The sequence below is a fragment of the Aureisphaera sp. genome, from assembly GCF_059726885.1.
In genome coordinates this window covers 1,571,569-1,585,279 of sequence record NZ_AP041051.1, presented here as the reverse complement: position 1 = coordinate 1,585,279, position 13,711 = coordinate 1,571,569, and the positions used below count along the sequence as shown (strand labels likewise).

At 41.3% G+C, this 13,711-nt stretch carries 15 protein-coding genes; 5 read left to right on the top strand and 10 right to left on the bottom strand.

Annotated elements, in window-relative coordinates; genetic code table 11:
* Positions 1-6: 6 nt before the first annotated feature.
* Complete coding sequence (locus tag AC6JAD_RS06985) at positions 7-627, bottom strand: hypothetical protein (protein ID WP_461304573.1); 621 nt, start codon at positions 625-627, stop codon at positions 7-9.
* A gap of 204 nt (positions 628-831) precedes the next feature.
* Between AC6JAD_RS06985 and AC6JAD_RS06980 the strand changes: the two genes are divergently transcribed.
* Both AC6JAD_RS06980 and AC6JAD_RS06975 read left to right on the top strand, forming a co-directional pair.
* The gene (locus tag AC6JAD_RS06980) at positions 832-3,126 is read left to right on the top strand and encodes a beta-N-acetylhexosaminidase (RefSeq protein ID WP_461304572.1); all 2,295 of its coding nucleotides are present in this window, start codon (positions 832-834) and stop codon (positions 3,124-3,126) included.
* Positions 3,126-3,827, top strand: coding sequence for a copper homeostasis protein CutC (locus AC6JAD_RS06975; RefSeq protein ID WP_461304571.1), 702 nt, complete (start codon positions 3,126-3,128; stop codon positions 3,825-3,827). Before AC6JAD_RS06980 ends, AC6JAD_RS06975 begins: the two co-directional genes overlap by 1 nt.
* Here AC6JAD_RS06975 and AC6JAD_RS06970 read toward each other — a convergent pair.
* Genes AC6JAD_RS06970 through AC6JAD_RS06960 form a run of 3 tightly spaced genes read right to left on the bottom strand, consistent with a single transcriptional unit; the run spans position 3,819 to position 5,220 of the window.
* On the bottom strand, positions 3,819-4,382 hold the full coding sequence (locus AC6JAD_RS06970) for a YciI family protein (RefSeq protein ID WP_461304570.1): 564 nt from the start codon (positions 4,380-4,382) through the stop codon (positions 3,819-3,821). The genes AC6JAD_RS06975 and AC6JAD_RS06970 overlap by 9 nt on opposite strands.
* Positions 4,364-4,843: a CYTH domain-containing protein gene (locus AC6JAD_RS06965; protein WP_461304611.1), complete on the bottom strand. Its 480-nt coding sequence runs from the start codon at positions 4,841-4,843 to the stop codon at positions 4,364-4,366. The genes AC6JAD_RS06970 and AC6JAD_RS06965 overlap by 19 nt, the downstream gene beginning before the upstream one ends.
* Positions 4,840-5,220 (bottom strand): VOC family protein, encoded by a 381-nt coding sequence (locus AC6JAD_RS06960; RefSeq protein WP_461304569.1) that lies wholly within the window; start codon positions 5,218-5,220, stop codon positions 4,840-4,842. The genes AC6JAD_RS06965 and AC6JAD_RS06960 overlap by 4 nt, the downstream gene beginning before the upstream one ends.
* A 28-nt stretch (positions 5,221-5,248) precedes the next feature.
* On the opposite strand from AC6JAD_RS06960, the gene dinB reads away from it, so the two are divergent.
* Positions 5,249-6,355: a DNA polymerase IV gene (gene dinB, locus AC6JAD_RS06955; RefSeq protein WP_461304568.1), complete on the top strand. Its 1,107-nt coding sequence runs from the start codon at positions 5,249-5,251 to the stop codon at positions 6,353-6,355.
* Between the two features lie 58 nt (positions 6,356-6,413).
* Entirely contained in the window at positions 6,414-7,220 is an 807-nt protein-coding gene (locus tag AC6JAD_RS06950) for a hypothetical protein (RefSeq protein WP_461304567.1), read from the top strand.
* Between the two features lie 33 nt (positions 7,221-7,253).
* Here AC6JAD_RS06950 and AC6JAD_RS06945 read toward each other — a convergent pair whose 3' ends face one another.
* Entirely contained in the window at positions 7,254-8,348 is a 1,095-nt protein-coding gene (locus AC6JAD_RS06945) for a DUF2652 domain-containing protein (protein WP_461304566.1), read from the bottom strand.
* A gap of 88 nt (positions 8,349-8,436) precedes the next feature.
* Here AC6JAD_RS06945 and AC6JAD_RS06940 point away from each other — a divergent pair, with 88 nt between their 5' ends.
* Complete coding sequence (locus AC6JAD_RS06940; protein ID WP_461304565.1) at positions 8,437-9,246, top strand: DNA alkylation repair protein; 810 nt, start codon at positions 8,437-8,439, stop codon at positions 9,244-9,246.
* Between the two features lie 15 nt (positions 9,247-9,261).
* Here AC6JAD_RS06940 and pyk read toward each other — a convergent pair whose 3' ends face one another.
* The 5 genes from pyk to AC6JAD_RS06915 all read right to left on the bottom strand — a co-directional run bounded on the left by pyk (position 9,262) and on the right by AC6JAD_RS06915 (position 13,537).
* Positions 9,262-10,689 carry a pyruvate kinase gene (pyk, locus tag AC6JAD_RS06935; RefSeq protein ID WP_461304564.1) on the bottom strand — a complete coding sequence of 476 codons (1,428 nt, stop codon included), beginning with the start codon at positions 10,687-10,689 and terminating at the stop codon, positions 9,262-9,264.
* On the bottom strand, positions 10,690-11,181 hold the full coding sequence (locus tag AC6JAD_RS06930) for an IPExxxVDY family protein (protein WP_461304563.1): 492 nt from the start codon (positions 11,179-11,181) through the stop codon (positions 10,690-10,692).
* A 115-nt stretch (positions 11,182-11,296) separates the two neighbouring features.
* Positions 11,297-12,031: a ribonuclease III gene (gene rnc, locus AC6JAD_RS06925; protein ID WP_461304562.1), complete on the bottom strand. Its 735-nt coding sequence runs from the start codon at positions 12,029-12,031 to the stop codon at positions 11,297-11,299.
* 5 nt (positions 12,032-12,036) lie between these two features.
* A complete protein-coding gene (gene fabF / locus AC6JAD_RS06920) occupies positions 12,037-13,290 on the bottom strand; it encodes a beta-ketoacyl-ACP synthase II (protein WP_461304561.1) in 1,254 nt (417 codons plus the stop codon).
* Positions 13,291-13,303: 13 nt separating this feature from the next.
* Entirely contained in the window at positions 13,304-13,537 is a 234-nt protein-coding gene (locus AC6JAD_RS06915) for an acyl carrier protein (RefSeq protein ID WP_034259990.1), read from the bottom strand.
* Positions 13,538-13,711 lie beyond the last annotated feature (174 nt).

The window sequence follows — 13,711 nt, the reverse complement described above, 5'->3', positions numbered from 1 at the left end:
GCTGCACTAGTTTGGAAGTTTTGTTGCTTGATAGGTATTGAAGTCACCGCCTTCTTCCCTAAACACTTCTAATTTTGTTAGAACATCCTTGGGATCCTTGAAAAGAAAATAAACACCAAGGGATTTCCCGCGTACATCTTTTATCTTTTCTACCCGGGCAACAGGCTCAAGCGAATTTCGCGTCATAAAAGCATTGAAGTCATCTGGGTTCCCCTGAACCCCCACCATTAGAATCTCTTGGATGTTAGGAAACTCGGGTGTATTTGATGGATTGCAATAGGTCCAACTGGTTTTTAAGGTGGCTTTTGCCCTCATGTACGCCTGGCCATGAAACAATAAACCATTCATTACCTGCATATATGCTTTGGTGGACGCATAATGGGTAATGTAAATAAAAATGCGATCATCTGTTAAAAAGGGTCCTAAGGATAATGGAGTATCATATTTTAGACTTAAGGTAAGACTCCGTCGTAGGAACTCTTTGAAAAGTTCGACCTTGCCTTCTTTTACCTCCATGATATTGAACATGGGTTGATACGGTTTCCATTTTCTTTGCACAAAAGTGCGATAGGAAACCACCCGCATAATACCGAGTGTATCCTTGAGGAGATTCGTGAATGTACTCATGGTAAATAGGTTAGCTCTTAGTAGAATGACCATTTGGAAAAAGGTGCAAGCAAACAATCATCCGATTCCTAAATGTACAAACTTTGGCGGTGTTACGCAGAAAAAATCGATGAAATGACAGGTTTCAACTCAATTTTACGTATTAATACGTAGTAGCAAAAGAGCTTCTTTTTAAATTCATTAATTTCGTGAAAACCACTTACCATGCGAAGTTTTTATTGGATGTTTCTTCTTATTCTTACGACTTTCTCCTGTTCGTCGCCCGATACTGAAGAGATTACGGGACGTCCACTAATTCCTAAACCGCAGCAGGTCCAGTACCACAAAGGAATATTCGTTTTCGGTGGAAACACTACCATCTTTGCTGAGGCGGAATTCGAACTGGCAAAGGATTTTCTTCAAAATTACTTTGAAGTTAATGTAGGTTGGTCACCACAGGATGATTCAAGGGGTCATGCTACAATTGTAATTGAAAAAGGCAATGAACTTCCTGCAGAGGGATACGAAATGGAAATCTCTGGGGACAAGATACAGATTAGGGCCAGCGATCCTAGTGGTGCTTTTTATGCCATGCAAACGTTGCGCCAACTACTCCCCGATGATTTGGATAGTGCTACAAAAAGCGATCTCCTATTTTTTAAGATTCCCTCCCTTACCATTAAGGATGCTCCGGCATTCCGCTATCGCGGTATGCACTTGGATGTGGGGCGCCACTTTTTTGATAAGGAATTTATTAAGGAATACATCTCCTACCTATCGATGCTAAAAATGAACTATTTTCATTGGCATCTAACCGAAGATCAAGGTTGGAGAATTGAAATATTGCAATATCCCAATCTTACCAAGCACGGAGCTTATAGAGAAGAAACCTTGGTTGGTCATTACAACGATACTCCACAGCAATTTGATAACAAACGCTATGGAGGATATTACACACAAGAAGACATTAAGGAGGTAGTTGCTTTTGCCCAAGCCCACAATGTCACCATCATTCCTGAAATTGAAATGCCAGGTCATGCGCAGGCTGCCATTAGTGCCTACCCAGAATTGGGTTGCACAGGAGAACAGGTCCCAGTAGCGACCAAATGGGGTGTTTTCGAGAATATCTATTGCCCGAAGGAAGAAACCTTTACATTCTTAAAAAACGTGCTTTCTGAAGTCATGGAACTTTTCCCTGGCGAATATATTCATATTGGAGGGGACGAAGCTCCAAAAGCACATTGGAAAAACTGTAATCATTGTCAACAGCTTATTGCAGATTTGGGATTAAAAGACGAACATGAATTGCAGAGTTATTTCATCAAGGAAATCGAATCCTTTGTAAATAGTAAGGGTAAAAAGATTATTGGTTGGGATGAGATTTTGGAGGGAGGTCTAGCACCCAATGCCACGGTTATGTCGTGGCGTGGTACCGAAGGAGCGGTACAAGCCGCAAAAGAAGGGCACGATGTGATCCTTACACCCACTTCGCATGCGTATTTCGATTACTATCAGGCCGAACACAGTGATGAACCTCTCGCCATAGGTGGGTTTTTACCCCTAAAAAAAGTATACGGTTTCAATCCTATCCCGGAAGAATTGACCGAATCCGAAGCCAAGTTCGTTTTGGGTGCACAAGGAAATGTTTGGACCGAATATATGCCTACGGAAGAGCAGGTAGAATACATGGCATTCCCCAGAATGTTGGCAATGAGCGAGGTGGTTTGGAGTGGTCCTACGAAGGCTGTTGAAAAAGACTTTCCCGATTTCCTGTCAAGAGTGGAAGCATACCTTCCGCGAATGGATAGGTTCGATATTAATTATGCCAATCACTTGTACGATGTTTCGGGTAAGGTAATAAGGAGAAATGACAGTGTCTTTTATACCCTTACAACCGAAATGCCCAATAAAGAAATTCAATACTCCTTGAATTCCGATACTACTTCTACACCGTACGTGGGTCCTATTCCGATTAAGGAGTCCACCAAAATAAAAGCGTCCGTACTACAAAAAGAGGCTATCCATGGAAGGGTTCATTCTGCTTATATCCACTACCATAAGGGAATTGAAAGTTCCATAACATTAAATGTACCCCCTCACGCTGCCTATAGTGCTGGAGGAAAGGAAGCCTTAATCAATGGTGTTTCAGGTAGTGATTCGCGCTACGGGGATAAAGAATGGTTGGGGTTTTGGGGCGATGACGTTGAAATTACCTTCGATTTTGGGGCCCCAACCGAGATTAAAAAAGTTTCTACCCGTTATTACAATGCTCCAGGGCAATGGATTTATGCTCCAGAAATGTTTGAAATTTCTGCCTCCCATGAAAACACAAAATTCTATGCTAGTTCTATTACGAAGAGTTCATTTTTCGATACATTATTGGAGGAATCTGCGGAGTTTGAACCCTACACAACTCAATTCTTGACCATTAGAATCCCAAATTATGGAGTGATCCCAGAAGGATTGCAGGGAGCCGGGAATAAGGCTTGGACTTTTATTGATGAAATTATTATTGAATAATGATCCTAGAAATTTGTGCCAATGGTTATGAAAGTGCGAAAATCGCCAAAGAAGCGGGAGCTCACCGTATAGAACTTTGCGAAAACCTTTCGGTAGGAGGGGTCACTCCATCGCAAGAATTAATAGAAAAAGTACTTTCTAAATTACAAATTGAAACCCATGTTTTAATCCGTCCAAGGGAAGGAGATTTCTGCTATTCTGAAGAAGAACTTGAGCAAATGGTAAGTGATATTACTTTGTGCAGGAATATGGGTTGTGCCGGGATAGTTAGTGGAGTGCTGACCCCAAATGGTGACTTGAACCACGTGGCAACCCGAAGGCTTATAGAAACCGCCAAGGGAATGGAATTCACTTTTCATAGGGCTATAGACGTATCCAGGGAACCACGCCAACTTCTCAGGGAAACCATACTTATGGGTGTTACCCGTGTACTGAGTTCGGGAACAAAGGCAAAAGCTACTGATGGACTTTCCCAACTTTTAGAGTTTCAAAAAATAGCCAAAGGGCAAATTCAAATCATGCCAGGTGGGGGAATTACCCATGTAAATGCGGCATTGTTTAAGCAATCAGGATTTGAAATGATCCACAGTTCTGCCACCCTAAAAAATAGCGCTATAGATTCTCAAGATTTGATGCAATCCCAAAGCATAGGATATTCCGATCACACGGAAATTAAAAAAATACTTGCCGCCTTAGCGTAAGGGAAATCCCTTGGCAGCCCACCAGGGCTTAACTTCGATAACCAAACGACCCGCTTTAACGGAAGGATCCATATTGGCCAAACTATCTGCCATTCGCTGGGTAGGCACATTGTAAATGGTAATTCCACGGAGGTCTCCATCATCACCAAATGGTCCAGAAATATCCGCATAACCGCTGTAGTACATATTGCCAAGATGCTCCATGTGCAGGGCTTGTAGGCTATCCGCTTCTTCTTTGGTTTGCGATCTAGCGGGGCCTCTTTTTAGGAAAGCCATGAAATACTTCTGCATGATTACAGTATCGCCCGTTTTTTCATCCATATATTCGAAAATTTCGAATCCCGCGTCCCTCAATTCCTTGATTTCCTGTGCTACAGACTTTGCCTTTGATCCCTCCTCATGCTCCACATGTTCAACAGGGTGATCCCCTTCATGATCATGACCATGGTCCTCACCCTCATGTTGTTCCCCGTTATGCTTACAGCTCATTAGGACTAGGGCAATGATAGGCACCATAAGGTATCTAGGCACTTTGATTAATCGTTGTCTTTCCATTGTATATAGGGTTGTTTACTAAGTTGTGAATTATAATACCGGGGATCTCCGGTAACCTCATCCCCTAACCAATCGGGCTTAGGGAATTCTTCATTTTCGTCTTTCAGTTCTACTTCGGCTATGACCAAACCTTCATTTTCCCCATAAAACTCGTCTATTTCAAAAATATGGTTTTTAACTTTCACTTTATAGCGAAGCTTTTCGATTGTCCCTTCTTCGCATAGTAAAATCAATTCCTTGGCTTCTGAAATCGAGATTTCCTTTTCCCACTCAAACCGTGAGGTCCCCGCTTCATTCGATCTTCCCTTAATCGTTAAGTATGCCTTCTCACCTTTTATTCGCACCCTGACGGTTCTATCCGGATGAGTGTTCAGAAAACCCTGTACGATTCTTGTATGAGAATGCGCTTCGTTTTTGTAAACATTTGACCGGATCAAAAATTTTCGCTCAATTTCAATCATTCGTCTAAGATACGCCAAGGAGGGTTTTTACGGTCATCGCCCGCATGAAATATAATGATGGAATTACCATCTGGATCTTTTAGTCGTGCTTCTGTCCATAACCAACTTTGCTCTAGTACATCCGTTTCAAAAGCGACCCCTTTGCTCTTTAGTTTTTCAACAGTGGTCCAAACATCATCTACTTCAAAATATACAAATACGTCCCCACTCGGTTTGTTATCTACTTGATGAATGGAAAAAGTACTATCACCTTTTGGGCATTCAAATCGTGCATAACGTTCGTGGGTATGTACGATAAGTTTCAATCCCAGATTTTTATAGAACAAAATGGATTCTGAAACATCCTGTGATGGAACTGTGACTTGGTTTAGGTTCATTGTACTTTAAAGATAGTAAATTTACCCTATGGAACCCGCTTTCCCCATACGCAAGATCATCCATGTAGACATGGATGCTTTTTATGCTTCGGTAGAGCAACTGGACGACCCCAGTTTGCAAGGAAAACCTATTGCAGTGGGTGGAAGCAGCAAAAGGGGCGTCGTAAGTGCCGCTAGCTATGAAGCCCGTAAATTTGGTGTTCGTTCGGCCATGAGTGGTATGTTGGCCCGAAAACTCTGTGCGGATCTCATCTTTGTCCGCCCACGGTACGATCGGTATTCTGAGGTTTCTCAACAAATTCGAAAGATCTTTTTCGAATTTACCGATCTAGTGCAACCGCTTTCATTAGACGAAGCCTATTTGGACGTTACCGAAAACAAAAAAGGAAATCCTAGCGCAACCTTAGTGGCAGAAGAAATTCGGAAAAAAATAAAAGAAAAAACTGGGTTGAATGCCTCCGCGGGAATATCTATCAATAAATTCATTGCCAAGGTGGCGAGTGATGTCAATAAACCCAATGGGCAGAAAACGGTTCCTCCTGAAGAAGTGATCGAATTCTTGGAACAGTTGGATATCAAGAAATTTTATGGGGTGGGCAAAGTAATGAAGGAAAAAATGTACCTCCACGGTATTTATACGGGAAAAGACCTCAAGGCAAAGTCAAAGGAATTCCTTCAGGAGCATTTTGGTAAAAGTGGTGGTTATTATTACAATATTGTTCGTGGGATCCAACATAGCAAGGTAGAATCGGACCAAACCAGAAAATCCTTAGCTGCGGAACGCACATTTTCAGAGAATATTTCTTCCGAAATCTATATGCTCGAACGCTTGGAAGAAATCGCCAAGGAGGTCGAACGCCGGTTAAAAAAGAGCAAAGTAGCTGGAAAAACCGTTACCCTTAAAATTAAATACAGCGATTTCACGTTACAAACAAGGTCCAAGACCCTTGGCCTGTATATCTCGAACAAGGATCTGATTATGGATACTGTTAAAGATTTGTTATTTCAGGAAGGAATGAAAAATTCGGTACGCTTGTTGGGAATTAGCTTATCAAATCTCAATAACGAGGACAAAAAAGAGAAGAAACCTCCTCCCGAGAACAGTATCGATGTACAATTAAAATTGGACTTTTAGCCTATGTAAGCAAACTACTTTTTGAATCTGAATTTATTAACTCTAAAATCTGTCAATTATGAAAAAAGTAGTTTTAATTTGTACCGCAGCCGTTTTTACTTCCGTATTCTTTTCCTGTAAGAACGAATCGCAAAAAGAGCCTGAAACTTCGAATGAAGTAGAAGTCATTACCGAAACCCCTTCCAATGAAATTGCCATGGCATCCAGCAATGAGCTCAATGCCGAATCCGAAGTGCAATACCTTTATGTAACTGCTCCAAGCGGGCTAACCCTGAGGGAATTTGGAAACCTTCATAGTGAGAAATTGGCCCGAATGCCTTATGGTACTAAAGTGAAAGTAATTACTCCCGAAAAAAATGCCACCATGAATGTGCAAGGTGTAAAAGGAGGAATGGATAAGGTAGAATTCAATCATAAAAAAGGATTTGCTTTTAATGGATACCTTTCCAAATATTTCCCGCCTGAGCGTGATATCACGGCCAAAGGATATGCCAGTGAGCTGAATGCCCAGTTCCCAGATGTAATCTATGCCGAAACGACTGGTGGAACAACCAGTAATCCAGAGAATACTGAAAGTATTACACTTCCCGGGGCGCAATGGCATGAAGCCTTCCTTATGGCTCAACGTCTATTCGATTTTCCTAAAGAATTCACCTTTCCCAATCCGAAGGGAAAGAATGCCGAAACCATTTTCGATGGAAAACCTAAAAAGGGAATTTGGGTGAGTCAGCTAGAAGTAACGCGAAATGACAATGCCCTGAACAAGATTGCATATGTTTACGGTTCCTCTAAATTTGATAGTACTGTAACCATCGAAGCAGTTGACAACGGAATGAAAATTTCCAGGATCGAAATTGTGAAATAACCTTAGAATATTGTTATTGAAAGAACCCCTCTCCTAGGATAGGGGTTTTTCTTTATTAGTCTCCAACAATTCTTCTAATTTATCCAAGGAATCCATTAGCCCTTTCCGAATAGCTTTCTTTACCAAAAGCGCAAGCATGATCTTCTTTAGGGGTGACCTAGCCGTCCAAAACACCTCAACCTTAACATGTGTTTTACCCTCTGATATAGGCTTGAGAATAAAAAATTGGTAGAGTTCATCCACTGGTGGCGGACTTGTCGTTAGTTCTCCGTAAACAGTTTCATCTGGTGCCCCTTTCTTGGAAACTACTGTGAAGTTTAATTGCTTGGCACCTACCGTACATGTGTGTTCACTTCCCAACCGGGTTACTTCGTTCTCGTTCCAATCTATTTTGTCGGCGCCTACGGCCCATAAATGACGGTACTTGTAATTGGTTACGAGCTCTAAAAGTGATTTGGAATCTACCGAAAACTCCCTTTCCAACACTAGATTGGGCGCACATTTAAAGGATACTGTTTTACCAGCTTCAAAGGTGTTTAAATCTAACCGTGAAGGGTCTATTTCTGCAAAACAATACTGAATTTCTTTATCGTCATAGGTATCCACCCCCATTTGAAACTGAAACAATTTGCTTTCATAGGCTGCAGACATTTCCATTTGGCCTGCTAATTCCTCGCTAATAAGCGCATAATTATGGGTTGGGATCGAATTCTTTAATAATCGATGCGCTTGTATCACAGCTTCCCCAAAAGGTTTTCTATTGTTCTGTACCTGCAAAAACTGGAGTTCCCCAATATGAGCCACAATTTTCAACTGCAATTGTGGTGCAGTTGCACAGGCGTTGCATGGGCAAATCCGATGTTTCTCCAACAACCTCAAATGACTATAAAAAGCTGTATACATAGACTCAATTTGAGCCAATAGCTTTTCTTGCGAGGGCACATAATTTTCCCGGTAAAAGAATAGTGCGTCGCCTTCGATCTCGGCCAACTGAAGCTCTTGGGTATTTGCTGAAATGAGAACCTCCAGCAGTTCCGAAATCACATGTTGGCTGTGTTCGGCTTCAGTGGTTTGAACAAAATGGGTGAATCCAGAAATATCAGGAATGAATAGTAACGATTTTGCCATGTTTAAATGTAATTAGACTAGTTTGGTTAGTCTTAAAATAGGCGAATACTTAACATAAGTTTAGCGAGAATGATCGTATTTTCGAATCATGATTCCCAAACACATCCTTGATCGGAAAGGCGCCAGAAGCTTCAACGACCTCAATCCAGAAGTCATTTCATATCTGAATGCTGGAAAAATGGAGACCAAGAATCTTATGGAGTGGTTAAAAGTAGATCAACTGGCACTCCTAAAGCTGGTGCTGAATCAACTGGGGCACGATGACATGTATGCAGTTTGCCAAGAAGTCGTTCACCAACAGAAGAAGCCTTCGGCCAACACCAATGCTAAAATCATAGGACAAACCTTGGGTTCCCTGGTAGTTGACCCTTCTTTTTACAAAAAATTGAAGGATCATGTTTCAGATGTGGTTCGATGTTGGGCCTGTTGGGGACAGAGCATGCACCATGATGACATTCCCACCTTACTTGAAGCTATGAAACCATATGCTGCCGATCCGCATTTCGGCGTTCGTGAAGTAGTGATTTTCGCTACCAAGGAACGTATGATAGAAGACCTGGATACTGCCATACCTATTTTGACTGCGTGGACCTCTTCTGCAGATGAAAACCTGCGTCGTTTCAGTGCTGAATCCCTCCGACCAGTGGGTGTTTGGGTAAAGAAAATTGCAGCTTTTCAGCAAGAACCTGAAAGAGGCCTGCCCATTCTAGAGCCATTAAAATCTGACACCTCTAAGTATGTGAGGGATTCGGTTGGGAACTGGTTAAACGATGCCAGTAAATCAAACCCTCAATGGGTACTTGCCCTATGCGAAAAATGGGGAAAGCAATCGCATACCAAAGAAACTTCCTATATCGTCAAGAAAGCGCTGAGGACCATTCAGAAAAATATAAAATAATGAAGTGCTCTCCGGTTACACCTGTGAAACCCTTAGGGTGTTTACCATCCCTTTATCCACAATAGGCATAGCTGCAAGATTAATGAGGTAATCCCCTTTCTTTACAAATCCTTTTTCAAAAGCGATTCGGTTTACATCTTCGACTGTTTCGTCTGTACTTACAAACTTGTCGTAATAAAAGGACTTCACCCCCCACAGAAGATTAAGTCTGGAAAGGATCCTTTTATTCGACGTATACACAAGAATGTGAGCATCTGGACGCCATGCCGAAATCTGAAATGCCGTATAACCACTATTGGTTAAGGTACATATGGCCCTTGCTTCTATTTCATTGGCCATATTCGCTGCATGATAACATACCGCTTTTGTAATATATCGATTGGTTCTAATATGCGGTGGCTCTTGTGGAACCGTAATAAGTTCTGAGCTTTCTACCTGTTTGCAAATATTGGCCATCTTCTTTATTACTTCTACTGGATATTTACCAACAGAGGTCTCGCCCGAAAGCATTACTGCATCGGCACCATCCATGACCGAATTGGCAACATCGTTCACTTCAGCCCTTGTGGGTGTAAGTGAACTAATCATGGTTTCCATCATTTGTGTTGCAATAATAACGGGTATGCGTGCTTTTTTTGCGGTAAGTACCAGCTCCTTTTGAATGAGGGGGACTTCCTCCGCAGGCACCTCTACCCCTAAATCACCACGCGCTACCATTAAACCATCGCAGTATGCAACAATCTTGTCTATATTCTTTACTGCTTCAGGCTTTTCGATCTTGGCAATGATAGGAATCTTATACTCACTATGTGCTTCGATAAGGGCCTGTAATTCTTTTAAATCTTCGGCATGGCGCACAAATGAAAGTGCAATCCAATCTACTTCTTGCTGTACAGCAAAAATGGCATCTTCCTTATCCTTGGTGGTTAAGGCCGGTAAGGATATATCTGTATTGGGCAGGTTCACTCCTTTCTTAGACCGCAAAGGCCCTCCTTGGATAACTTTTGCCCGAACAGTATCCTTCTTATTGGTCGTGAGTACTTCGAAAATTAGTTTACCGTCGTCCAGAAGAATTCGTTCCTTGGGTTTAACATCTTTAGGAAAGCTATCATAATTCATATAGACCCTTTGTGAGGTGCCTTCAAACTCGTCCCCAGTACAAAAATCAATTTCATCCCCAGGCTGCACAACTACTTCTTCTTTCATAACGCCTACCCTTAGTTTGGGGCCTTGTAAATCCCCTAGTATGGCGGTAGAGGTTCCCAACTCTTCACCTAAATTCCGAATCATTTTAATTCGAGCCTTCACATCTTCATATTTAGCATGGGAGAAATTCACCCTAAATACATTTACCCCGGCCAGTATCATTTCTTTCAGAATTTTTTTCTGACTGGTGGCGGGTCCTAGGGTAGCCACAATTTTGGTTTTCTTTTGAGTTGGCATTTAGCTGAATATTAAATTGTTATTAGATTTAATCTTTTGATTTTCTATTTCATATGCCGAAATCACTTGATTTATTTCGTTGATCATGGCAATATGTTTTCGCAAAGGGACTTGAGGGTAATCAGATTCGATCTTAAGGAAATAATCCGGTTGCTCAAACTCAGGAAGTAAATATGAGGTCACGATCCTTTCTGAAGTTGTACTTCCAAAAAGCCCAATACTTTCCTGTTTCTTTTCTATCTCAGACTTACATTTATTTGCCACTAAATAGTACGTGGTATACTGAGTTTCATTGCTGAATTGAAAGATGGGAAAGCGCGCTTCAATGTCATCCTCCATAAACACTACATCTTCCTTCATACGGCCCAATTGAAATCCTAAATGACTATTGAGCAAATAGGCTAGTTTATAATCCTCTTCACTACAATGAATGGCTATTAAGGAAAATTCTTCCGTGAAATCGTCATCCAAAACTATCTTGTGGACTCCCATTACGCATAAATTTTAATAAAAATAAACATTGTTTCGGGATGAAATCCCGCATTGGTATTAATTTTAGGCTAATTCCTTTCGAAAACGTTTGCGAAAATGACAGGGTGGAGGTAATTTACACCTGCATTTGTTTCTGGAGTTTATAATAGGCACGTTTTGCCGCTCGCTCTTCAGCCTTTTTCTTCGATGTAGCTCTTGCCTTCGCTACGGTATTCTGTTCCAATTCCAGTTTAACCGCAAAATGCTTTAAAGGATCCTTACCGGTATCCTCGTATACATTGAATTTGAAAGGTTTTTTATTCTTTTGGCACCATTCTATAAACAGACTTTTATAGCTAATAATTTTACCTTCCAGTTTCTGAATGTCCACATAAGGCTTAATAACCCTTCTATGGATAAACTTCTCACAGTATTTATATCCCTTATCTAAGTAAATGGCTCCTACCAATGCCTCGAACACATTTCCATGGATGTTTTCCCCGAATTGCTTGGTCGAAATATTCGTTTTAACCAAGCTTATAAGGTTGAGGTCCCTTCCCAATTCGTTTAGATGTTCCCTACTTACCACTTTTGAGCGCATTTTGGTAAGGTATCCTTCGTTGCCTCCAGGCACCTTTTTGAAAAGATGAGCTGCTATAACACAACCCAGCATGGCATCGCCCAAAAATTCCATTCGTTCATAGTTCTGAGGTTGACCTTCATCATTGGTCGTATTCATAGAACGGTGGGTAAATGCTTCCTCATATATAGTAATATCCCCTGGCTTAAAGCCAAGGATCTTTTTTACCTTCATATAAAACTTACCGTCCTTTTCAGAACGGGAGGTGAATATGTTTTTTAAGGAGGTCATATGGTTTAGGCGTCTAACTTCTTGAAGAGAACACAAGCGTTATGACCACCAAAACCAAAGGTATTGCTCATGACGACATTGACTTCCCGTTCCTGGGCTTGATTCAATGTAAGATTGAGCGAAGGATCTATATTTTCGTCGACTGTTGTATGGTTTATGGTTGGAGGAACCACACCATGCTCCAAAGCTAGAATGGAAGCAATGGCTTCAATGGCCCCTGCTGCACCCAAAAGGTGCCCTGTCATCGACTTGGTAGAGTTAATATTTATGTTTTTGGCATGTTCACCAAACACTTTTGTAATGGCTTTCAATTCGGCCACATCACCTAGTGGAGTGGAAGTACCGTGCGTATTAATCGCATCAACCTGATCTGGAGTAATTCCTGCATTGTTAAGGCAGTTTAGCATTACCCTTTCTACACCAACACCTTCCGGATGTGGTGCGGTCATATGGTACGCATCACTAGACATTCCGCCTCCTATAACTTCGGCATAAATCTTTGCACCTCTTTTCTTAGCATGTTCGTACTCTTCCAAGATAAGAGCTCCGGCTCCTTCTCCCAACACAAAGCCATCTCTCGTGGCATCGAAGGGTCTTGAGGCCGTTTCGGGGGAATCGTTTCGGGTAGAAAGCGCATGCATTGCATTAAATCCACCCATTCCTGCTTGCGTTACAGCGGCTTCACTACCGCCCGTAACTACTATATCACAATGTCCAAGACGGATATAATTAAGTGCATCTATCATGGCATTCGCCGAAGAGGCACAAGCAGAGACCGTAGTATAATTTGGCCCCATAAACCCGTGCTTAATTGAGATATTACCAGGGGCAATGTCTGCAATCATTTTAGGAATAAAGAAGGGGTTGAAACGTGGTGTTCCATCCCCTTCTGCATAATTTATAACTTCATTTTGAAAAGTCTCTAAGCCTCCGATACCAGCACCCCAAATAACGCCTACTCGAAATTTATCTATTTCTTCAAGGTTTATGTTGGCATCTGCAATGGCTTCATCGCTAGAAACCAGCGCATATTGTGCAAATCGGTCCAATCTTCGGACTTCTTTCCTATCAAAATGATTTTGTGGATCGTAATCTTTAAGTTCGCAAGCGAATTTTGTTTTGAACTTTTCGGTATCAAAATAGGTAATGGGTGCGCATCCGCTTTTTCCATTTTTAAGTCCATCCCAATAATCGTGGATGTTATTACCAATGGGAGTAAGGGCACCAAGACCTGTTACAACAACTCGCTTCAATTCCATAAAGAAGTGGTTTTTATTTTGCTTCTTCTATGTAAGAAATAGCTTGACCAACGGTCGCTATGTTTTCAGCTTGATCGTCAGGAATCTGAATGTCGAATTCTTTTTCAAATTCCATAATAAGCTCTACCGTATCCAATGAATCGGCGCCTAAGTCGTTTGTGAAGCTCGCTTCGTTTACAACTTCATTTTCGTCAACACCTAGTTTGTCTACGATGATTGCTTTAACTCTTGATGCAATGTCTGACATAATTCTTAATTTTTAGATTTAATTTTGAGTGGCAAAAATAAAATTTTTTAATTTAAAACACCACTTTGCCAACAAAATGTGTTCTCAATTTAAACATTTTTGGGCGAAGTAAAACCCGATTGCCGTACTTTTGTAACTTATTTTAATTATTTACTTCTTAACACCTCGCAATCA

What these genes read in the sequence shown, in the direction of transcription:
- AC6JAD_RS06945 (WP_461304566.1), bottom strand. Translation starts at nt 8,348, where the DNA reads ATGGCAAAATCGTTACTATTCATTCCTGATATTTCTGGATTCACCCAT.
- AC6JAD_RS06965 (WP_461304611.1), bottom strand. Translation starts at nt 4,843, where the DNA reads ATGATTGAAATTGAGCGAAAATTTTTGATCCGGTCAAATGTTTACAAA.
- AC6JAD_RS06930 (WP_461304563.1), bottom strand. Translation starts at nt 11,181, where the DNA reads ATGGGAGTCCACAAGATAGTTTTGGATGACGATTTCACGGAAGAATTT.
- AC6JAD_RS06950 (WP_461304567.1), top strand. Translation starts at nt 6,414, where the DNA reads ATGAAAAAAGTAGTTTTAATTTGTACCGCAGCCGTTTTTACTTCCGTA.
- AC6JAD_RS06980 (WP_461304572.1), top strand. Translation starts at nt 832, where the DNA reads ATGCGAAGTTTTTATTGGATGTTTCTTCTTATTCTTACGACTTTCTCC.
- AC6JAD_RS06960 (WP_461304569.1), bottom strand. Translation starts at nt 5,220, where the DNA reads ATGAACCTAAACCAAGTCACAGTTCCATCACAGGATGTTTCAGAATCC.
- AC6JAD_RS06915 (WP_034259990.1), bottom strand. Translation starts at nt 13,537, where the DNA reads ATGTCAGACATTGCATCAAGAGTTAAAGCAATCATCGTAGACAAACTA.
- dinB (WP_461304568.1), top strand. Translation starts at nt 5,249, where the DNA reads ATGGAACCCGCTTTCCCCATACGCAAGATCATCCATGTAGACATGGAT.
- AC6JAD_RS06975 (WP_461304571.1), top strand. Translation starts at nt 3,126, where the DNA reads ATGATCCTAGAAATTTGTGCCAATGGTTATGAAAGTGCGAAAATCGCC.
- AC6JAD_RS06985 (WP_461304573.1), bottom strand. Translation starts at nt 627, where the DNA reads ATGAGTACATTCACGAATCTCCTCAAGGATACACTCGGTATTATGCGG.
- fabF (WP_461304561.1), bottom strand. Translation starts at nt 13,290, where the DNA reads ATGGAATTGAAGCGAGTTGTTGTAACAGGTCTTGGTGCCCTTACTCCC.
- pyk (WP_461304564.1), bottom strand. Translation starts at nt 10,689, where the DNA reads ATGCCAACTCAAAAGAAAACCAAAATTGTGGCTACCCTAGGACCCGCC.
- AC6JAD_RS06940 (WP_461304565.1), top strand. Translation starts at nt 8,437, where the DNA reads ATGATTCCCAAACACATCCTTGATCGGAAAGGCGCCAGAAGCTTCAAC.
- AC6JAD_RS06970 (WP_461304570.1), bottom strand. Translation starts at nt 4,382, where the DNA reads ATGGAAAGACAACGATTAATCAAAGTGCCTAGATACCTTATGGTGCCT.
- rnc (WP_461304562.1), bottom strand. Translation starts at nt 12,031, where the DNA reads ATGACCTCCTTAAAAAACATATTCACCTCCCGTTCTGAAAAGGACGGT.